Source organism: Chryseobacterium sp. JUb7 (genome assembly GCF_024806495.1).
Classification (GTDB): domain Bacteria; phylum Bacteroidota; class Bacteroidia; order Flavobacteriales; family Weeksellaceae; genus Chryseobacterium.
In genome coordinates this window covers 18,646-39,978 of sequence record NZ_JANUFF010000021.1, presented here as the reverse complement: position 1 = coordinate 39,978, position 21,333 = coordinate 18,646, and the positions used below count along the sequence as shown (strand labels likewise).

The following is a 21,333-nucleotide window of genomic DNA, read 5'->3' as shown; positions in this document are numbered from 1 at the left end:
TGAATAAGCTCAAATAGCTATTAATTTAAGATTTAACTATTTTATAAAATGTTGTTTTGCTTCCAATTTTGAAAGCTTTCATAATTTCTTCAATAGGAAGTTCCTTACTTTCATAAGAGGACTTTACTAATGGTGCAATCTTTTTATATTTTTCAGTCATTCCTTTTGGTCTACCTCCGTTTTTTCCTCTGGCTCTTGCAGACTTTAATCCTGCATTAGTTCTTTCTATAAGGACATTTCTCTCATGTTCTGCTAAAACACAAAATATTTGAAAGATTAATTTTCCACTGGCAGAGCTTGTATCGATGTTTTCTGAAATAGATTTAAAATGTATTCCTTTTTGATTCAATTCTGTTACGAACTGAATTAATCCAACTGTAGTTCTTCCAACTCTATCTAACCTCCAAACAGTTAAAGTATCTCCTTTTCGTATAAACTTTAATAATTCATTGAGTTGTGGTTTTTCCGATTTTACACCACTTACTTTGTCGATAAATATTTTCTCAATTTCGAGATTCTCTAAAGCATCAGTTTGTAAATCGAGATTTTGTTCAAACTTGCTTACTCTTGCATATCCAATTAACATAAGTACACTTTACTCATTTCCAGCAAATATACTGTAATTAGATTTTGTGTACAACGAAAATGTACTGAAAAGAAAACAAAAAAGCTTTGATAAAGAAATATGTTAGCAATTACATAAAACCGACCGTTTATTTAATAAAAAGAATCTATCTCAAACGTAATCCAACATCTTTCTATTATTTCCAAAACACAACTATTTTTCCAACATTATAACCTTACTCAGATCTATGCTTTGATAAGAAATTGACATTTCTAATCTCACCAAGTACAAATTTAATAATTGCCCAGAAATTTCACAGTCTCATTTACTACACCATAAAAAGAAAAGCCTTATTTTTCCGTAATTCTGGATTTAAAAGAAAACGCCTTCGGAATATAAAATACCCTCCCTTAAAATAGCTTAAAGGAGGGTCATATTTATTAAACATTCCAAAAATTCTCCTGGATATTCTATCTGCTCTTGCTTCTTTCTAAAATCATTAGCTTAATTTTAGCCTGAGCAATAATGTATCGTACAGCCTTAAGCCTAGGATTGATTTTCCATTCCGGATACTGCGGATTTTCCAGATGCTCGCTCAACATAATGAAAGTCACCATAATCATGGCTACATTATGCCCTGAAGGTAATAACATCGGAAACAACATTAAAGCCCATCCTGATCCAACACACCAAATTCCGTGCTGCAGCCCATAGCGTAATGCATCCCGGGCAGCATCCCATCCAAATGCCGAAAGTATATAATGATCATGCCCTAAATTCAAAAACTTCTGTTTGTAAGGAGAAAACTGCCAAATTACAGCAATAATCAACACTCCCAAGGCGGGAATATAGGACATAGGCATAAAAAGATTCGATACCATAATGATTCCAATCATAAATACTCCTACAAACATCCATATAGCCAGATACCCCAACACAAATAAAAAGGCATTCATAAAACGATTGCGCTTCAGACTCTGTGCAAAGATCAACTGGATAGGATAGATAAGCTTAGGAAGCATCATAGCAATGACCATTAATCCCCAACCTAATAACTGGGCGGAAAAAGGGTTCATCTGAAGCAGCATTTTCAGTGAACTGTAGGATGCGCCGGAAGCCGAAGCATGGCAATGTTCCACCGTCATGATATGTCCTGGATTAAAGAGCAGTAATACCCATACAACAATACTTATCCCAAGGATTACAATATAAATTGTAATGTTATTGTTCCATAAAGACTTCATATTGCTCCTTTAGCTGATACGATAAATGCTGATACGTCCTACCGTAATTCCACTCTCTTCAGGTATAGGATTTCTGGTTTTAATCTGAACATCCAGAGAATTAATATCGAAATCCCCTTTAAGATGCAAGCTGTCAATAACATGAGTAATATTGAACTTAAAAGTCAGACCTTCTCCGTGGGCACTATCTTTTTGAGAAGCCATTCTAATACCAAAAAGAGCAACCGATCTTACGAATATATCATTTACATAAAGTGAAAGGAAATTAGCATTATTTGTTCCTCTGACATTGTCTAACTGAAGATAAATTTCATCAGGAAGCTCATTTGCCGAGGCTTTCGAAAAGCTTTTTGAAACAGATTTCCAGGCAGCAGAATCAAGCTTTACAGTTTCCTGTGTAGAGCCGCTATTCAGACTGATTGAATTTTTGCTGGCCCCAATCAATTCACTATTCATATGAGTTGGTATTTTTAAATTCTTTTCTATGGTACCGGTAACTCCCAGTTTTGACAATCTTTCCGTTAAGTTTTCCCGTAAAGAAGCCGGTGGTGTGGTATCGTAAGAAACCAGTGAAAGATCATCATAAGAGTAAGAATACATCTCACCATTATAATATTTTAGATTTTCTGTATCCTGTACATCTTCAGGAGTATAATACCAGGGAGTTCCGGAATCATCCAACGGCATTGCAAACTGTGAATTACCCTGCGATGAAGGCCCTGCAAGCCAGTTAGGATTTTGCGAATTAGCATTTTTACCGGTTACATTCCAGGCTGCCCACATACGATCTACGTTTGCATGATGTAAATAAAATATAGGATCTAATCCTGCAATCCCGGGATCGGCCATCAAACCTTCAATTGCATCTGAGCCATCACCTGTCCATGGCTGACCATTAAAACCTCCCACCATAACGTGCACGAAATTGTGAGGATTAGACTCCAGATCTCCAAAGCCGCCATTACTATGCATAAAACCTGTTTCTTCACCCCCGTAAAAATAGCCATTTAAATTTCCTGTTCCTGTAGATTCCAATGTGGGTTCACTGAAAATCGTATCCCATTGGCATTCATCATTAGCACTGGGATCTTCAGTTGTATTCGGGGCTACAATGACCATGATATTTTTGTCTCCATTGGGACCATATCTTTCGGGCACATACAATGGATTCGGCGAACCATCCGGCAAATCAGAAAGCGTAAAAGCCGGCGGAATTTTATTTTCAGCAAATACTTGCGATTGATTCAGATAATTCCAATAAGGTAAAGCCCAGGTATCAGGTCCATTACACTCCTGAGAAATAATATTTCTGAGAATATTTTCTAATGCCGCTAAATATCCTCTGTGCCAAGGAGGGAAAAACCATGTCCCATGCTGGCATTGATCCCAAAACAGATCAATCAGTTTTTTTGAAGGAGGGGAATTTAATTGTGCATCCGGGGGAATAGATTGAATCTTTTCCCAGTTGGGAAATTCTGTCGGAATAGTACCGGATTCGGCTGTACTAACCAGATACTGTCCATGAATAGCGGCGTAAAACCACCAGCTGGTAGGATCACTGATCGGTTTAGATTTCATCACCTGTACTCCTTTTGCATACCAGTAAAGATCGGTATAATTCCCTTCTTGATCCACAAATTGACCGCCATTATCGGCATCCCATGCGTTTTTCCTTAAAAAGTTTTTCATTTTTAATTTGTTTTTAATATGGTTTTTAGTTTTTATGAGTATTAACCCAAGGCTTTTTTCGATTATAATTTAAAATATTCTCAAAATAATAAGCCAAAAATTAAATTCTATCAAATATAATAAATTAAACAGTATCGATTAAATAATATTTCAAATAATTGTGATTTTTAAGCTATCAATAACCTAGTCTGCAAACTAAAAATATTTTAAAGGAAATCAGAAGTATATAAAAAAAAGCCCCTATTTTTAGGGGCTTTTGTGACCGCAGCGGTGCATTTCCCGAACACTTTTGTAGAAGATTTAGATGAAATTGCTAAACTAGCGTCAATCAATATCTCTCAAGTAATATCAAAAATATAATTTAAAAAAGTACTATTAAAAGAAATAAATTTGCAAATACATCAAGTAGCATTTTCATTTTTTCAAAATATTTAAATACAAAATATGATTTAAGGTCTTTCGCAAATCATATATTTTTAACAAGAAAAGCAATGAAATTTAAGTTCCTTACGTAATAAAAAAAATTTAAGTGTTTAATACTTTTTAAATTGAAAAAAATTCGTTTATAAAGCAACCTACAGGTTAAATCATGTTAACAGCAAAATATATTGATACAGGTGAAGAAATTGATATTACGAAGTTTGATAATCCCAGATTAAATATTGACAAAAATCAATTACGCTGTAAACTTTGCAATGGAAAGATATCACTTAAACATGGAATGTTGAGGGCTAAACACTTTTTTCATATTAGTAGCTATAATTCAAATTTTGAAAGACACCCTGAAAGTCCACAACACAATTTAGGTAAAGAGATTATTACTCAACATCTAAAAAGAATATTGGTCATAATACGCTGATGCAGACATCAAGTTTGAGTTTGTTGTTCCTGAAATAAATAGAATTATCGATATAGCAATGGTTTTTCCAAGCGGATGGGTTGTAGCCCACGAATTACAGCTTGCTGGAATTACTACCGAACATTTAGAAAAAAGAACAAATGATTATAGAGAGCTCGGAATTGATACATTTTGGTGGTTTGGTAAAAGTGCTGACACCAAAGCAAACCGTCAGTGGGCAATTGAAAGATATGTACATTCACTATCCGTTAAATATGAATTACTTGACGCCCAGATTAAAAATATACAAAAAGGTCAAAAGATTAAATCTTGTTGATGAAAAATATTTTGATAATATTGAAGCTGAACCTATTTCAAACTTTCCAATTCCCATAGTTAAAAATGAAATAAACATTTTCTGGAGACAAAAAATATGGGATATGTGCATTTATAGAAGTATGGAAATATGGAAAAAAATCCCAGCAGAAAAAATTAAAGCTAGTATTGGAACTCTAACAGTTATAGGCAAAAGAAGTTTGAGTGGAAAACTGGGAAATGCCAACAATATATATTTCATAAAAGACCATAAAAACAATTGGGTATCCCTAATATAGATTTGATTTTTAATAGAAAAATTATTGGAAAAATATTTGAATTCTCCAATCATATAACTCTCGTTTTCTTTAATATTGGAACTAATTACAAAACTTTGTTCATTGATTTTATATTTTTTTGAAAAGGAATTATCAATTATATCCTGCTTGTCTTTACAACTTAAAAAAAACAACCAAAAAGAACATACAATTATTATATTTACTCTCATTGTTTGCTATTTTTTGGGTTCTTTAAGAATCTGTTGCAATTCTTTTTGATTTATATTCTCCTATATACCTACATATTAAACTTTCATATCCAGCAACATTTGACTCTTTTAGTATTTTTGTACCTTTTTTCTTATTTTAACTTCTTATAATATTAGACTTAGTTTACAATATTTGCAACCATATTGATTGACATTGTATTTAAATGATTTACCTTTTTATTTCAGTAAAAATAATCTACTAAAATCCTTTATTGATAGATAGCTGCAGAATACATCTGCCATTAAAATTATTATTCAATATTCTTAAAGCAAAAGAGTGTCAATTAACACCCTTATCTTTATATACCAATATTAGAAACTTTTTATTCTAAAAAAATAGCAGTTTGAAGTATACTCTTGTATATATGTAATATCTAGTTTAATTATCTATACGCATGTGCCATATTTGTAAATACAATACTATATTTATTTTTGTTCTTGTTAATGTATATAAACTTGTATTTGTTAATTTTTTCTGATTTTACTAAAATTTTTCTCTTATTATCAAAAAAAATTAAAACGTCTCTAGAATTATCTATAATACATGGAGCCGCAAATCCTAATGCTGGTTTGGTTTTAATAGTTCGATCAAATATAACATTATTATTATTGATAACTTTTATCTCGTTATTAAAATCTGATTCAAATACAATTAAAGATTTTTCATCCTTATAAAGATCATAATTATCATATAATGTTTTTGTTATCCCTTTAATTGGCATATTTACATCTTCATAGAGATATTTAGTATTCGAACAATTCGTTAACAATAAAAAGTAAACTATATAGCAAATATTATTTAGTGATTTCATAATTTTTTATTTATCGTTGATTTGGGGTAACCACAGTACCAATAGGATGTCTTTGTATAATATTTTTGGGACTCTTTAATGTTTCTGGATCATCATGCTTTAATCCTAATTCATGCAGTGTTTCGTGAACACCTGTTTGAGCAACATTTGATCGATCAGTCTTATCAAAATCAATTTGACCTGAACCTTTGTCCCATATAAAACTTTCTTGCTTTGCAACACTTATTTGCGTTTTATTTTTTTGAGTATTTCCAATTACATCGGTCATTCCAAGGGATGTATATAATGCAAACTCAATATCTGACTGAGGAGCATTTTTCAAATCTTCAACATTTGAAATATCGTATCCCATATTATAATCCCAAGCAATTGTAGCTTTTTTACTCTCAGTAAAACTAAAACTAAGAGTATATCCTTCAGCTGTCGCCCCTCCCACAATAGTGCTTATTGCATTTTCCCTTTCAGATGCCAAAGTCTTTAATCTATCATTAGTTAATGCATTAATAGTATTATTTACTAATTTATAAATCAGATGTAAATTTATGGTTTTATTAGCATCATCTCTTGTTGATTTCCATTCTAATCCTTCTAACTCTCTACCATCAATAACTCTATTTTCTGAAAAGTTATAATGAGACTGATAATTATATTTCTCACTTAGCGGATCTATATTAAAAAATCTTGCCATGGTAGGATCATAATTTCTCCATTTAAAGGAACTCCATCCTGTATCTAACTGCTTTTCCTGTTCTTGTTGTGAATAAAAGTAAGTTGGAGTTAAGGATCCTGCAACTATTAAACTTGTTCCAAATTCTAATCCAAAAGGATAATAATCCGTTGTCCTATCGATCTTAGGATTTCCATTACTATCTTTGTAATAAGCCAATCTTATATTTCCTACCTGATCTTTATACTGGTAAATATACTTATTTTGTAAAAAATCAAAATACCCTTCCGAAGTAGGTACAAACTGTAAAGTCAATGCTGCGTGTCCATTTAAACCACTTTCACTATTATATTGAAACCCATCTAAATATTCAGTTGTTGTAGCAGCGTCCAGTTGTGTACGTCCGGTAAAATAATTGTGAACTTTTATTAGCTTTACCCCGTCTGCACGATATTGATAAACAGTATTTTTGTATTTTGTTTCCAATCCAAACCCAAAAGGATATTCACGCATTACATACTGATCAAATTTAATATAATTTGGAAGATTCAGATAATTATATTTGATTTCTAAAATTCCTTTGTCAATATGATCAATCATATTTCCATTATCATCATAATAGATTAAATTTCCTGAAGCTTCCGGATATCCAAAGTAATTTGAGGAATTATCGGTTACTGTATTAAGCCTATTTCCCGAATAAATATATATCAAATCATCCATAAGCTGCACTCCGACGTTAAATACCTTTTTAATATATCATCTTTTGATGTTTTCCAATCAACTTCAGAAATATTTCCATTATAGTTACCTGATGTTAATGATGTATAAACAGGATTAGTATATTTTATTTCATATCCAAAAAGTTTTCCATTAAGGTTTGCAGGATCATTCATCTTGGTCATCCATCCACAAATATTATAATTGTATGCAATATCCTGAACAGGAGTTGAAGCAATAGTTCCCCCAACTTTCTTATTGGTAATTTGTGAAAACTCATTGTAAGTATTTTGAGTCAAATATTCAACCGAATTGCTATCAATTTGATGAGTATTATTGGTAAAAAGTTGGTAAGGTATCAATACAGAACATCAGATGTAAATATTTTACAGCAGGGGAAGCTGAAAACCTGAACAAAGAGTAGGCAATCACAAAAACTTTCAATTACTATGAAAAAGTTTCTTATTCCTGCAGTCCTAATCATTATGAGCACAGGTGGTGCATTAGCATCGAAAACAGTAAGCAGTTCTGCTAAGGCAGTTACGCAAGGGTACAGAATCGGTAACATGAATGAAGATCCATGTGTTCCGGTAGAAAAAAGCTGTGAAACGATCAATACAGGTACACTCTGTACTTATTTTGACGGCACTTCAACACATAATCTGCAAAACATAAGCGGTTCTGTATGCGTTGGAGAATTGTATGAGATTCAACCTTAAAAATGGAGGCTAGTCTAAAAGATTAGCCTCTTTTTGTAATCTTTTTTCCTCTATGTTATAATTTTTATATAGAGATCGTATTAATAAGATGCATTTATCAACATTTTATCGTTTTACAAAAATGATGAAGTTCACATCTGCATGATCAATATATAATTCTATAAATATGACACTTATAATACTAATCAAATCAGGCTGCTTTACAGCAGCCTGATTTGTATAATTTAAAACCTAAATTGAAAACTTCATTTAATTCAGTAACTTATACTAAAGTTTAATATTATCAATATACAATCCGCAAATATTTAAACAATCTTCATAAAAAACTCTAGTCATTTCACTGGTCCAAATTAATTTGCCATCAACCAGTTCTTTTTCAATATTTTCTTTAGGTTGATGTTCTGTTCTGGAATAAATCCTTCCTTTTTTTAATTTATAACTATAGCTATTATTTTTAAAGTCACAAGCTTTAGGAACAGAGAATATACCTTTTCCCGTTTTACTTTTTATATATATAACAAAACTATTTTCTGTAGAATCAATTTTCTCAACTTTTGCTATTAAATTTATTTCATCATCTTGCAAATTTTTAGAATTACAAAAAATGATGATCCATAAAAACTTAATAGTCTTGTGATTATTTTTTTCATTTTCTATAAGTTTTAATACTTACCAATAATCAATATAACAAACCTCATTGAGCTGTAAATAATTGCAATGTTTGCAATTTGTCGCCAATTTTTTCTACAACATACCAATGTGTATTATTACCCACTAAATTAGTTTTTTTATTACTTATATAAATTGATTTACCTGTTCTTAGATACTCAGTAATATTCTCAATATTTGTTAAATCAGAATTACTAATTTCAAATTCTTCGTTTTTTTCAATAAACTTTTCATTTTCATAAATATAATAGTGTTTTAAACCATAGTAGTGATTATCAAAATTTATTATTGTCTTTGTACTATGAGGTGTCATTACATTGTCATATATATAATTAATAATTAAAAAATCCTTATTATTAGGAACTCTTTCCATTATTTTTAAAGTATTGTCCTTATAAAAATTGAGATGCTCGTAGCGTGCAATACATTGATCATATATACTTTTAACAGTAAATGGATCAGTCTTTTCCTTTCGTAATCCTTTACTTTCCTTTTGGCAATTTCTAATATCTTTGATAGAAACTTTAAAAAAAGTATTAAGGTCCGTTAAGTTTTGTTTGCTTTGCGCATTATATGAACGAGCTACAAGGAATATGATACATATAAAAAACGTTCTCATTTTTTTTGTTTTTTCGCATTATTGTAATGAATCTATTTAAACTTTTTAGAGAAAGAGTTTCCAGAAATTAGCAATTTAGAATTGCAAAAAAAGAACTATAGTCTGGAACTCATAAGCAAAGATAAACTGGAAAAATGAATTTTGCCTCATTTAAGCAAAGGCCAACGATGCTTTTCTACGAGATTTGATTTAGGAAAAATATTTAAACTCATTATGAAACGATTAAAAACGGGCTGCCAATGGCGAGAATTGAGCTTTAAAGAATACTTTTCAAAAGAAACAATAAGCTGGCAACTCGTCTATTATTATTTCAGTAAATGGAGTAAAGATGGTTCTTTCAGACGAATTTAGATTTCTCTTCTCTAAAATAATAAAAGAAAATTAGATCTCTCCGGTGTCCAGTTGGATGGAAGCCATACCCGAAGTAAAACAGGAGGAGAATCGATAGGTTATCAGGGAAGAAAATCATCCAATACTACTAATTGTATTTTTCTTTGTGAAAATCAGGGACAAATGCTATCAATGGGAAAACCAATAGGCGGAGAGCATCATGATTTGTATAATACTGAACAAACTTTGGACGATATTATAGGTCTTCTTCATGATACTGATATAGATTGTAAAGAATTGTTTCTCAATGCAGATTCTGGTTTCGACAGTAAAAAACTCAGAAATATTCTGGAGCAGAAAGAAATAATAGGGAAGAATACTCGTAACGGAGGATATAAAGCATGAAAAATATTTTGATTCTGAGCTTTATAAAAGAGGATTCGTAAAAATATCGAAGTACTAAAAGAACAAAACCACCGCGATTGTGGTGGTTTTGTTCTTATCTACAACACGAGGCAAATATAGAGCTATTTTATGATACAAATATTTTGATTTTTTTCTAAAGTATAATAATGATTATATTTAATTATGGTTGAGTCATTTAAAATGTATTCATTGGGAGATTCAATACCATGTTGTATTAAATCACTAACAGGAATAATTTTTAAAGAATAACTTTTCCCTAATTTAATTTTTTTACAGTTAGTAGAAATATTTTCTTTAAATACTTCTATAATATCATTATTATCTGCTATTAATATGCTAACTTCTTTATTTTCTTCAAAAGAAATAATTTTTCTTTTTATATTAACCGGTTTTGAACTAATAATTACATTGTTTGTCTGACAACTGTAAAGAAAGAAAAGAAAGAAAAAAAATATATTTTTCATAAGATTATTTTTTTAACTTTTTATCATCTGAATAAACTTTATATAAAGGATGTGTCTGAATTTTTCCGTTAGCATCTTTTTTTCCGGCAAAACCTTCATAGTATTTTTTTGTTGTTGCTCCAACAGTCTCAAATCTTGTTCTAGCCGATATCATTAAATTATCATACTTCATCGCGCTTCTTGTTTGATCATGATATTTATCAAATATTGGGCTAGGATTTAATGCTGTTTTTATAGGAACGTCTGTTTTAGTATTTAAAGATTCTTGGGTAATAAGTACATTTTCGACAACTTCATGCGTTATTCCTGTTCCTTTTTGAGTTCCAGTAAAACTTTCTGCATTTGCTAATACATCAGGATTTGTATATTGAGTTCCTGTACTAATTCCCGTTGATGAATCATAATTTGCGCCTCCAAAAGATCCTCCAGGTATTAAACCTCCACTTGGTGTTACATTGTTATTTTCAGCATAAATTTTTGAATTAATACTAGTATTCTTTATACCATCATATAAGACTTTATCAGTTTCTGACAATTTATTATATTCACTTTTACTTAGATTTGCTGTGTCTAATTTGCCATTCGAATCTTTTGTCATAGCAAGACTACTATTTGCATTTAATTGCTCAAGTCCTTTATCTGCTAAATTCCCCAGAAGATGAATATCTTCATTCTCCATTCCATCCGGATCAATAAATCTTATAGGGCTGTTATAAGCATATGTGTAGGTCGACCAACGTCTCGAAGTTTCAGCGAGCGGATCCACAACGCCCCATCTACCAGTTTCCGGCATATACATCCTCGCACCATAATCATACATTCCCGTCTCCTGCAATTCCTTACCTTTGTACTTATACTGATAAGCGTTCTGCCTAGTCAGGGTATAATTATGTAACATTCCAAAAGGATAATAATTATTTACTTCCACAATCTCACCTGGCTTGTAATAATCTATACAATTAGGAATCTCGAAAGGCGGATTATTGGGTCCGTCACACTGTTGGATCTTATACTGCCTGGGCTGAATAATACCATCCTTACTGGTATCCGTATAGCTTAGTCGAACATTTCCTAAATGATCCGTATAGTTGTAAATATAGGAATTATTTGTAAAATCATAATACCCTTCTGAAGTAAGTACAAACTGTAGACTCTGAGGATTTATACTCCCTAATGCACCGCCATCAAATTTATACTGAAAGCCATCCAGATAATCCGTTGTCGTAATGGTCCCCGCATTGGTATTAAATACCTTTGACAACTTAGCTCCATCTGCCCTATAGATATTTAGCAAAAACTACTCAATTCCCCTTTCCTCATATTCATCAAAAATATTGTATTTTTATAGTAATACAAAACCCACCGTAATTGCGGTGGGTTATTTTATCTGTTCACGGATTATAAATTCGCGAGATCTTGGTATTAAAAATATTGCTGCGCTTTAGTTCTGTTTTCATATAACATAAAAAAGATTAAATCCATCCTATAATCTCATTTCCTTTGCAAATAGGAATTAAATATTGTATTTTATTATCCTCTATTTTAAAGGTTGTAAGTATTTCTTTATCAATTTCTACAATATAGATATTTTTAGTATCACCGTCAAAATTTAATTTCTTACCACTATACTTATGATAAGATGTAATTGTAAAATTAGAATTCTTTAAATCTTTTAATATGGGAATATAAACATCTAATACCTCTTTAGATTTATCAGGATAATAAGATTTATTAAATTCGTCAATACTTTTATTATTAAGCTCTTTAAAGAAATGAGCAAAAATAGGATTATCATACTTCTGTTCGGTTTTAGAACAGCTAAAGCAAATTAAAATAATACTTAAACTATAAACTAATTTTCTTATCATTATCTTCTTTTTTATTATTAGGTGTTGTCGGAGCTGGATTAGGAGGTAATCCTTTACGCATTCTTGCATTTTGATCTCGCATATCCTGACCTAAATCTCCAGGATTAGAGCCACCTCCATTTGGCCAAGTCCCTTTTGTTTTAGGTAAATTAATTCCTGCCGAACCTGCTGCATTTATAACAAAATCTGTACAGTTATTAGTATTTAAGTCATATTTTGTATTTTTCTTGGATTCAACGAAATCTAAAACATTATTAAATTTATTTTCATTAATAAGCCATGACTGCACAACTTCTTTTTCATGGCCATAATTATCTTTTACTTTACCATCAGCTTCAGAGGCTAGAGGATTAACTGAAGGTGGGTAAGGATAAAAACCAAATGTTTTAACATCTGTAGTTCCATCCGTATTTTCCCTACTTAAAGTAATAAATGAATGTCCGGGATCAGTACCCTTATTTATTTCATAAGTATCCCTATCTCCACCCTTACCTGGTTGATCAACATGAATTGTAATTCTATATGTTTTACCTTGTTTTCCGTTATCGAAAACTTTTCGAATTTTATTGGCATCAATTGCTTCTAATCCTTCTAACTCTATATGCGAAACGACTTTATTTTCTGAGAAATTATAATGTGATTGATATGTATATTTTTCACTTAAAGGATCTATATTAAAGAACCTCCCTAAATCAGGCATATAATTTCTCCACTTAAATGAGTAGAAGCCTGTCTCCTGCAATTCCTTACCGTTGTACTTATACTGATAAGCATTCTGCGTAGTCAGGGTATAATTATGTAACATACCAAAAGGATAATAATTATTTACTTCCACAATCTCACCTGGCTTATAATAATCTATACAATTAGGAATCTCGAAAGGCGGATTATTGGGTCCGTCACACTGTTGGATCTTATACTGCCTGGGCTGAATAATCCCATCCTTACTCGTATCCGTATAGCTTAATCGAACATTTCCTAAATGATCCGTATAGTTGTAAATATAAGAATTATTTGTAAAATCATAATACCCTTCTGAAGTAGGTACAAACTGTAGACCCTGAGGATTCATACTTCCTAATCCCCCACTGTCAAATTTATACTGAAAGCCATCCAGATAATCCGTTGTCGTGATCGAGTTTCCCGCATTGGTATTAAATACCTTTGACAGCTTAACACCATCTGCCCTGTAAATAGAACGGGTCGTATTTGCACCTTTAGTACCTGGCCGTACGCTTATATTATTCGGTAGATTCAAAAAGTTATAGGCTATTGAGTTAATTCCCTTATCCGGATGACTGATCATGTTCCCGTTATCATCATAGCCTATTGTGTTGGGTGTAGTCAAATAGGGATAACCACTGCTGTTTCCAATCTGTTCTTCCGTTACCTTGGTCAGCCTGTTTCCTGTATAATCATACTTCAGTTTATCAATAACTAATGCCGTATTGCCTGATATTAAATTTTCAGATCGTTGTAATTTTGTAATATTTCCATTTAAATCATATTCCAGCATTTCAAAATATTCCCTTGCAGCTTCTGCTCCCTCTCTTTGATAAAATCCCGCAGATAACCTGTTTAAATGGTCATACACATAGCCATATCTTTTTAATGGCTCGTTTTCCTCAGTCAGGGTTCTCCAGGATACTTCGGCTATATTTCCGTTGTATTTGGGTTTAACCTTTAGATCCATAAAATCAGTATTGGGGTTCTCCAAGCCTTCAACTTGATTATAGTTGATCTTATAACCAAACAAATCATTACCTAAATTCGACGGATCATTGATTTTAGTCATCCAACCTCTGATATTATACTGATAATCAACAGTCTGAAGTGGACTAGAAACAGTAGCTCCTCCCACTTTTTTAGTCTTTAACTGAGATAGAGCATTATACTCATTCTGAGCTAAAATCTCTACCGGATTACTATCTACCTGATGAGTATGGGTTAAAAGACGGTTCTGACTATCATAGCTGAAATTCTCAGTGATCAGTCTTTCAGTATCTGTTGGCAATCGCTTATGGTGTATTATACTTGTCTTTACAGCTCCTGAAAAATCATATCCTGTTTCTGTAGTCGTATAACCTCCCAAATGATTCAATGAATAGGTTCCCACTACCCTTCCCTTCATATCATACCAATTGTAACTCTTAGTCCACTGATTGTCCTCAATGTTTTTAACGTACGTTGAAAGCAAAAGTCCGTTCGTGTTTTTGCGAGAAAGTGTCTGGTAAGGCTCTGGTAAAACACTTTGTCCTAATGTTGTGGTAGGAATTGAAATCGGAACAGATGAAGGATACGTATCATAATAATTGACCATAAGAATACTCATGCTTCCGGTAGGAAAAGCATCCTTGGTATAGTACACATCCATAGAGTTAGATGTTATTGGGATCCTTGATCTGATTTCATTATTTGAAGCATTAGATGACATATTATTTATGGCTGTCTGCATCGCAGATCTCGTCCCTGTATTTTGAAAAAAACCAGTATATACAACTCTTCCAAACTGATCATATTTCGTAAATAACCACCCTCGAGATCCAAAATTATTAGCCGTAGTCCGTAAAACAGCATCCTGCGTTAAAACCAAACGATCCTGTTTATCGTACACCATAAATTCCCAGCCTTTACCGGGTAGTTTCTTCTCAACTAACCTATTTCTGCCATCATAATGATACTGATAACATAAATTATTCAAAATCTCATCCGAAAGAACAGCATTATTAACAGGATTACCCGCAAAAAATTCAACAACTGCTTTAGGCGGAATAACTAAAGCCAGCTGATTAAATTCATTATAAACATAATAGGTATCTGCGTAATTGGAAACTCCTAAAACTTTCCGTATTAATACTGTCTGTCCTCGCCCGTTTTTAAATTCAATACTCGGGTTACCATCCTCATCTGTTATAGTTGTTTTATATAACTGATTGAGTCCAAAATCTGCAGAATCCCAACGGATAACAGAAATACTTGCATTATCTGTCCAGTCTGTAACTGTTGTAAAACGACGGACATGATCTGCTGAAGAACTGGTATCATAATGATAAACAACAGGTTTTGTTGACCATGCATCACCAACCTGTGTATGTTGCAAGATCCTGTCAAGGGGAGACACTTCCAATTGTTTTTCTGAATAAGCTTTATCTCCATTATAAACATTTAAAACATCCGCTACGGGTAAAGGAACCAAACCCGAAGCCTGACCATAGATCAATCCGCCTGTACTGGAACTTTGAGGAACCGGAAGATACTCTCGCGTCTGTCTCCCGAAAGAATCATAAACAAAAGGTATAACAACATCCCCTCCTCCGGGAGTAGCTTTAACATTAATTACTTGTTTGCTCCTCCCAAAACCATCAAAGTACTGAACGCTATGCAGTTGCTTTTTGTCTGGGTCTGATATTTTTGTAGAGTCAAGATAAGTCCTGCTCTGGATATAGTTTTCAGTATTACTTTGTCCATAGGCAAAGCCCGTCAAGAAAACCATATGGATAGGTACTATTATTTTTTTCATGATAACTTTTAAGGCTTATAATTGTAATTAAATTCTTTTATGATATTTCCCGTTTTATCATTTTCCCGAATCTCTTTAAGGCGGTTAGAACCATCATAAATATATACTTCACGAATACCTGAAGGAGGGGTAATACTCGTTACACCTATCAACGGATCATAAGTATAGGTCGTAATTTTTGATAAAGATATACTGGAGTTATTTCTAAAAGAATCCAGTACATTGATAAAAGCAACTTCCATAGAAGGATTCAAGCTATCCTGATCGGATGCAGACTGAAGTCCCGAAACTAATCCTAAACTCATTAGCTGATCATACGTAGCTCCCTCTACTTTTGCAATAGGCTTCGTGGAAGCATAACCCCAGATAATAGACACTGGAACTCCCGTCTTCAAGGTATACTGAAGCAGGTTACCTTTGGAATCATATCTGTCAAATTTAACTTCCGAAACAGGAACATTTACATCAGAAAGGGTATAGCTTTTTACTGATAAAGGCAAAACCAAGTTACCTGATTCAGGAGTTGGAAGTGAATGAGGATAGATACTCTCTGTCTTTTCCAAGATCTTGGTAACGTTGCCAATAGTCTGAGTCGTTATCGTCTCCAATGGAATATCAATCATATTCCTGTCAATCATCAATTGATTCCCTTTATCATAAGCATATTTAAAGGAAGTATTCAACTCTACATTCTCACCTAAAAATGACTCTTTCTGAGAAGTAAGCTTGGTAGGATACAATGCATCATCATAAAAATACTCTGTAACATGTGATTTTCTCCTGCCTCCAGAAAAATAATCAACCTGAGTCTCCTTCTTTAATAAAAATGCATCATTATGCCTTACAAATACAGGAAAAGGGCCCGGGCTCAAATTAGTATTTGTCCCTATAACAGAAGGAAAAATACCGTCAACCTCGAAATCATCTCCCATCATCAAGGGACCACTACTTGTATTTCTTAAATTGATGGCATTAGATACGTAATCGACTTTTGAAACTAAACTATACAAAAGCATCTTAATATTTCTATCCTGATGATAGTTAACACTTGCATTGGGTGCTCCTGAAAGATAAAAATCCCTCTTAGTTGCCTTTATTGTATCATTTGTGCTGTTAAATGCGGTATAATTCAATAACTGCCCATTTCTCCAATCACGCGCTTCCATAAACTCATATCTGGCTGATGTCCCTTCTGTTGTGGCAAGGTGATTGTCCCCAGTCTGTAAAGGAGGCTCAACATAATACTGGAATACTTCTCTGCCTTTCGGATTATTATTTGCATCTGTCTTTACAACCTCCACATTTGTATACCCAATAGTTCGCCCTTGCGTACGCATTCCGGCTACAACTGGTCGTGTCGACAATTCAGTCTTATCTTCTATCTCTTCGTTCTGCCAATATCTACCCCCTGTCCACAAGTATGACTTCTTTCATAACCTCTTCTTACATTTCTTGTATACATCGGAATATCAAACAATACTCCACTTGATAGTTGACTGTTTCCGTTTTTTGTATATGAGTATTTCGAAGAGTATTTATACTGTCCGTCATTATCATATCTTTTAATCTCTTTAACCCTTATCCCACCTGCATATATGAGTGGCTCTATATACGTAGGATCCGGCTCTTCCCAACTCATCGCGATTTGTGAATAAGAAAAAATATAATTAGATAAATTACTATCCCAGTTAAGTCCACCCCAGTAGATATGCTTAATTTCTAAATATATTTTCTGCAGGGGAATAGCAGCATTATTAAGTTGGCGATACTTTATGGTAAATTCATTAGGACCTGATAATGATCCGCTATTCGCCAAATATTTCTTTACCCCATTTTCATAATAGTAGATACTATACTCAGCATTAAGATAGTTATTATCCAAAGAGTTGGAAAATGTCGAAGCTCTAAAAGTTGATTTAAGAGTCATTTGAAGACTAAGAGCTTTATCATAACTTGATAAATCCACTTCTTTAACAAAAGTTTTATAATACCCCCCATCTTCTGTCGGTGTAAGAGAATGTTTAAGGTTAGGACCTTCTGCAGTAGCACTTACGAAAAAAAAATCATTCTTTTGCAGTGTTTTTTTCTTTGCTAAAAAATAATGTTCTTTTTTAGGCTCATAGAGTAATGAACTTGCGGTATTAGGTTCATAAATAAATTCATTTTTTCCTCCTTCCGGATAAGTAATGGATTTTAGCGAATTTGTATTTACAAATAACGGGCTTACATCTTTATTTGCTATTCTGAATAAGCTACCATTGCCATTTACATCATCAGTAAATCCCCACACCTCCTGATTTAAAAAGGTATTCAAGTACAGTACTGGAACATTTGGAAAACCTGAGTTAAAACTCGTTCCATTATAATATCCCCAATGATCTGTAGAATATGAAAGTCTTTGCTTCATTATGTTTTCTTCATAATACTCAAATGAAGTAGTCTCGCATTTATTATCTGTACTACACTCCTGATAAGAAAGAAGTTTTAGTCTTTTAGTTGGATCTTCAGATGGGTCAATCGCTCCGGTAGGCTCCGTTGTATTAACAAAATATCCGTAGTTGAATTTTTTCTCCGAAATAATTGCGCCCGATTTATTTTTAATGATAATCTTATCAAGTTTTTTGAGATTGTTAAAATCTAATCTATTCGAATAAACAAAGTTAATCGTCGCGTCGGTTGTCTCAATTTTATCAAGTAAAGCTTCTTGTATTGAATAAGTTACATCAAATTCAGGACCTACAGTAGGTGGTGTAGGAGTAGAATCTGGATAGTTACATCCTGTTGTAAAATGACGTACAAAATATTGTATTTCTCTAGTCTGAGGCGCTAACTCTCTACGAGACATAATATTGGGAGAATAATAAAAGTTAATTTCATTATCATCTATACCTTTAATTTTTTTTATCTTCCACGCATTGACACCATAAATATTACTTCCTCCCATTGATCCATCACCACTGAGAATTTCTTTACCATCTCCACCGAAAGTATATTTTAATCCTGCTGTATTCGTGACATTAATTGTATCTATCCTGCTCAGATAAGTTTGATCAATTACTTTTGTGTAATAATCAATTTTCAAATCCGACATTGGAAAAGTTACCACCTTCTTGTTCTTGGGATTATAAAAGAAGCTTCCGGAAAAATTATCAAGTGATAAGCTAAACTCATCAGACATTAAATCTGCTATGGAAGCATTGTTTAAACCATTATTTGCCATAACCAATCGTGATTGCTGGTTATCAATTCCACTGCTCAAAAAACCCTCTACATTATCCGCATCGTGATGCATTACCCCATTTTCATCTGTATATCCGTTTATTTTTCTGGTAATGGGAGCTACCGTACTGATAGACCAGCCTAAACCCACTGAACTCGCAATATCAGAAACCAAAACGCCACCTGCATGATAGGTTAACGTAATAGGTACTTCAACATCTCCCGATTTTACAGTATAAATAGGTATTGAAATGTTGGGGATTCCTGTATAATTTGAAACAGGGGTTTCCTGATATTTTAATAAACTACTTGTCTCCGGTGCATAAGGAAATACATTCTTAGGCCCTTTATGTATTTGTGAATAGCCCAAACAGGATAACAAGACGCATAGACTTGTTATAAAAATCTTCTTCATGTTATTAATCTTTATTTCTTTATTAGCTTAGCATTCGCCGTTTTATTTGTATCTGTTTTGATAGTCACCAGATAAGCTCCCTGAATCAAAGACTGTGTATTGATTTTGGTTACTTTATTCTTAGTTTTCAGATTCTGGATCTGTCTGCCTCCCATATCATACATCATGATCTCCGCTTCCTTAAAATCATATCCGATTTCTACATAAGCATAATCTGAAACAGGATTCGGATAAATCTTAATATCCTGCTTTTCGATCAGCTGATCAATCTGTTTGTCACCTAATTTTACAATCTTCCAGTTTTCTTTTCCCAGTTCTTCGGCACTCGTACCTGCCAAAATGATCGAACCATCTTTGTTCAGTTTAATATCAGATAACCTCTCCTCTTTCTTTCTCGACTCACCTTTCACATGTTTTCGCCACTGCTCATTTCCGCTTTCATTTAAATAAAGCATCCAAAAAGTCTCATCATTATTCTCTATTCTGCCTTCTGCCTGAGTATATCCTCCTAACAGAATTCCTTTTGAAGATTTATCATCTGAAGAATGTAAAACGCTCATTCCCATCAAAACATCTCTGTTTTTGAAATTGTAAGACTTCTGCCAGAGCTCTTCTCCTTTTTCATCCAAAGAAATCAACCATAAATCAGTTCCTTCTTCAATCCCGACAGATTTATTCCCTGACCTTTCAGATCTTGATTCTCCACCAATTAAATAACCGGTGGAAGTCAGAGACAATGTTCTTAAATGATCGTCACCTTTCCCTCCGAAGTTCTTTTCCCATTGTACTTTGCCGTCTTTATCAAGCTTTACAATCCAGTAATCGCCTTCGCCATAATTTTCCGTTTTTTTGGAACCGTTTGCACTGCTTCTGGAATATATCCCTAACAATGCTCCTCCATCTCTGGTAGGAATCATTTTTTCCACTTCATCCAAGCCTTTTCCTCCCAAAATTAATTGGGATAATTCTTTCCCGTTTTTATCAAGTCTCACCACCAAAACATCCTTGGAACCATATCCTTTTGCTGAGTTCTGAACGTTTCCGGCAACAAAAAAGCCTAAATCTGTCGTCTGAATTACTGATCTTGCTTCTTCATCTGCGTTCGTACCGATGGTCTTTTGCCACAGTTCATCTCCAAACTCATTGATTCGGATTAACCAAAAGTCTGATCCTCCTTTTGAATCCTCTTTTTTGTCAAGACCTTTGCCGGAATAAGAGGTTCCGGCTACAAGAAATCCTCCTTCCTGAGTATTTACGGTAGCTGACAGGAAATCATGATTTTGTCCTGAAAAATATTTTTCCCAGACTTCTTCACCCTGCCCGTTAAGCTTAACCAAATGAAAATCGTAGCCGTTATTCTGCTTATTGCTTCCTGTCTGAAGCTTACTGCTTTGAATTGAACTTCCTGTAATTAAGTATTGTCCATCAATCGTAGTTGTTACCTGGCTTAGAAAATCCTGAGTATTGGATTTGATGTCTTTCTGCCAAACGACTTCCTGAGCATACAATACAGCAGTCGTGCACATCACAAATGCACCCATGTAGAGTTTTCTCATATTTAGTGTTAGTTTTTATTTTGATCTTAAAACGCTGCAAAAATAATATTTTTATGATTATCCTCACTAGCTAATTTTGTAGTTTATATTAATTTAATTATTTATTTATTATCTATATGCAAATTTAATTG

General features: G+C 33.1%; 21 protein-coding genes. 6 read left to right on the top strand and 15 right to left on the bottom strand.

What is annotated here, in order from left to right:
- Nucleotides 1-25: 25 nt before the first annotated feature.
- The 3 genes from M2373_RS22110 to M2373_RS22100 form a co-directional block, all read right to left on the bottom strand.
- The gene (locus M2373_RS22110) at nt 26-586 is read right to left on the bottom strand and encodes a recombinase family protein (protein WP_259113606.1); all 561 of its coding nucleotides are present in this window, start codon (nt 584-586) and stop codon (nt 26-28) included.
- Between the two features lie 449 nt (nt 587-1,035).
- A complete protein-coding gene (locus tag M2373_RS22105; protein ID WP_259113602.1) occupies nt 1,036-1,809 on the bottom strand; it encodes a DUF2182 domain-containing protein in 774 nt (257 codons plus the stop codon).
- Nucleotides 1,810-1,818: 9 nt separating this feature from the next.
- Nucleotides 1,819-3,498 carry a tyrosinase family protein gene (locus M2373_RS22100; protein WP_259113601.1) on the bottom strand — a complete coding sequence of 560 codons (1,680 nt, stop codon included), beginning with the start codon at nt 3,496-3,498 and terminating at the stop codon, nt 1,819-1,821.
- A 589-nt stretch (nt 3,499-4,087) separates the two neighbouring features.
- Between M2373_RS22100 and M2373_RS22095 the strand changes: the two genes are divergently transcribed.
- Genes M2373_RS22095 through M2373_RS22090 form a run of 3 tightly spaced genes read left to right on the top strand, consistent with a single transcriptional unit; the run spans nt 4,088 to nt 4,950 of the window.
- On the top strand, nt 4,088-4,357 hold the full coding sequence (locus tag M2373_RS22095) for a competence protein CoiA family protein (protein WP_259113599.1): 270 nt from the start codon (nt 4,088-4,090) through the stop codon (nt 4,355-4,357).
- Between the two features lie 7 nt (nt 4,358-4,364).
- The gene (locus tag M2373_RS22630; protein ID WP_409013227.1) at nt 4,365-4,673 is read left to right on the top strand and encodes a competence protein CoiA family protein; all 309 of its coding nucleotides are present in this window, start codon (nt 4,365-4,367) and stop codon (nt 4,671-4,673) included.
- The gene (locus tag M2373_RS22090; RefSeq protein WP_259113597.1) at nt 4,612-4,950 is read left to right on the top strand and encodes a hypothetical protein; all 339 of its coding nucleotides are present in this window, start codon (nt 4,612-4,614) and stop codon (nt 4,948-4,950) included. Before M2373_RS22630 ends, M2373_RS22090 begins: the two co-directional genes overlap by 62 nt.
- A gap of 631 nt (nt 4,951-5,581) precedes the next feature.
- On the opposite strand, the gene M2373_RS22085 is transcribed toward M2373_RS22090, so the two are convergent.
- The 3 genes from M2373_RS22085 to M2373_RS22075 are packed head-to-tail and all read right to left on the bottom strand — an operon-like array spanning nt 5,582 to nt 7,696.
- Complete coding sequence (locus M2373_RS22085; protein ID WP_259113596.1) at nt 5,582-6,010, bottom strand: hypothetical protein; 429 nt, start codon at nt 6,008-6,010, stop codon at nt 5,582-5,584.
- Nucleotides 6,011-6,020: 10 nt separating this feature from the next.
- On the bottom strand, nt 6,021-7,400 hold the full coding sequence (locus M2373_RS22080; protein ID WP_259113594.1) for a hypothetical protein: 1,380 nt from the start codon (nt 7,398-7,400) through the stop codon (nt 6,021-6,023).
- Entirely contained in the window at nt 7,388-7,696 is a 309-nt protein-coding gene (locus M2373_RS22075; RefSeq protein ID WP_259113593.1) for a hypothetical protein, read from the bottom strand. The genes M2373_RS22080 and M2373_RS22075 overlap by 13 nt, the downstream gene beginning before the upstream one ends.
- Before the next feature lie 150 nt (nt 7,697-7,846).
- Here M2373_RS22075 and M2373_RS22070 point away from each other — a divergent pair, with 150 nt between their 5' ends.
- Nucleotides 7,847-8,116 (top strand): DUF6520 family protein, encoded by a 270-nt coding sequence (locus tag M2373_RS22070; RefSeq protein ID WP_259113591.1) that lies wholly within the window; start codon nt 7,847-7,849, stop codon nt 8,114-8,116.
- 267 nt (nt 8,117-8,383) lie between these two features.
- Here M2373_RS22070 and M2373_RS22065 read toward each other — a convergent pair whose 3' ends face one another.
- Nucleotides 8,384-8,701 carry a hypothetical protein gene (locus M2373_RS22065; RefSeq protein WP_259113580.1) on the bottom strand — a complete coding sequence of 106 codons (318 nt, stop codon included), beginning with the start codon at nt 8,699-8,701 and terminating at the stop codon, nt 8,384-8,386.
- 109 nt (nt 8,702-8,810) lie between these two features.
- Nucleotides 8,811-9,404, bottom strand: coding sequence for a hypothetical protein (locus tag M2373_RS22060; protein WP_259113578.1), 594 nt, complete (start codon nt 9,402-9,404; stop codon nt 8,811-8,813).
- A gap of 213 nt (nt 9,405-9,617) precedes the next feature.
- On the opposite strand from M2373_RS22060, the gene M2373_RS22055 reads away from it, so the two are divergent.
- Nucleotides 9,618-9,755 carry a transposase gene (locus M2373_RS22055; RefSeq protein ID WP_409013226.1) on the top strand — a complete coding sequence of 46 codons (138 nt, stop codon included), beginning with the start codon at nt 9,618-9,620 and terminating at the stop codon, nt 9,753-9,755.
- 51 nt (nt 9,756-9,806) lie between these two features.
- Nucleotides 9,807-10,139: a transposase family protein gene (locus tag M2373_RS22625; RefSeq protein ID WP_409013225.1), complete on the top strand. Its 333-nt coding sequence runs from the start codon at nt 9,807-9,809 to the stop codon at nt 10,137-10,139.
- Between the two features lie 122 nt (nt 10,140-10,261).
- On the opposite strand, the gene M2373_RS22045 is transcribed toward M2373_RS22625, so the two are convergent.
- The 7 genes from M2373_RS22045 to M2373_RS22015 all read right to left on the bottom strand — a co-directional run bounded on the left by M2373_RS22045 (nt 10,262) and on the right by M2373_RS22015 (nt 21,202).
- Nucleotides 10,262-10,624, bottom strand: a complete 363-nt coding sequence (locus M2373_RS22045; RefSeq protein ID WP_259113571.1) for a hypothetical protein — start codon at nt 10,622-10,624, stop codon at nt 10,262-10,264.
- A gap of 4 nt (nt 10,625-10,628) precedes the next feature.
- Entirely contained in the window at nt 10,629-11,885 is a 1,257-nt protein-coding gene (locus M2373_RS22620) for an RHS repeat-associated core domain-containing protein (protein WP_409013224.1), read from the bottom strand.
- A gap of 211 nt (nt 11,886-12,096) precedes the next feature.
- The gene (locus M2373_RS22035) at nt 12,097-12,492 is read right to left on the bottom strand and encodes a hypothetical protein (protein WP_259113569.1); all 396 of its coding nucleotides are present in this window, start codon (nt 12,490-12,492) and stop codon (nt 12,097-12,099) included.
- Complete coding sequence (locus tag M2373_RS22030) at nt 12,470-16,012, bottom strand: DUF6443 domain-containing protein (RefSeq protein WP_259113568.1); 3,543 nt, start codon at nt 16,010-16,012, stop codon at nt 12,470-12,472. Before M2373_RS22030 ends, M2373_RS22035 begins: the two co-directional genes overlap by 23 nt.
- Before the next feature lie 8 nt (nt 16,013-16,020).
- On the bottom strand, nt 16,021-17,430 hold the full coding sequence (locus tag M2373_RS22025; RefSeq protein WP_259113567.1) for a hypothetical protein: 1,410 nt from the start codon (nt 17,428-17,430) through the stop codon (nt 16,021-16,023).
- On the bottom strand, nt 17,391-19,646 hold the full coding sequence (locus M2373_RS22020) for a hypothetical protein (protein WP_259113566.1): 2,256 nt from the start codon (nt 19,644-19,646) through the stop codon (nt 17,391-17,393). The genes M2373_RS22025 and M2373_RS22020 overlap by 40 nt, the downstream gene beginning before the upstream one ends.
- An 11-nt stretch (nt 19,647-19,657) precedes the next feature.
- Nucleotides 19,658-21,202, bottom strand: a complete 1,545-nt coding sequence (locus M2373_RS22015; protein ID WP_259113564.1) for a T9SS type A sorting domain-containing protein — start codon at nt 21,200-21,202, stop codon at nt 19,658-19,660.
- Nucleotides 21,203-21,333 lie beyond the last annotated feature (131 nt).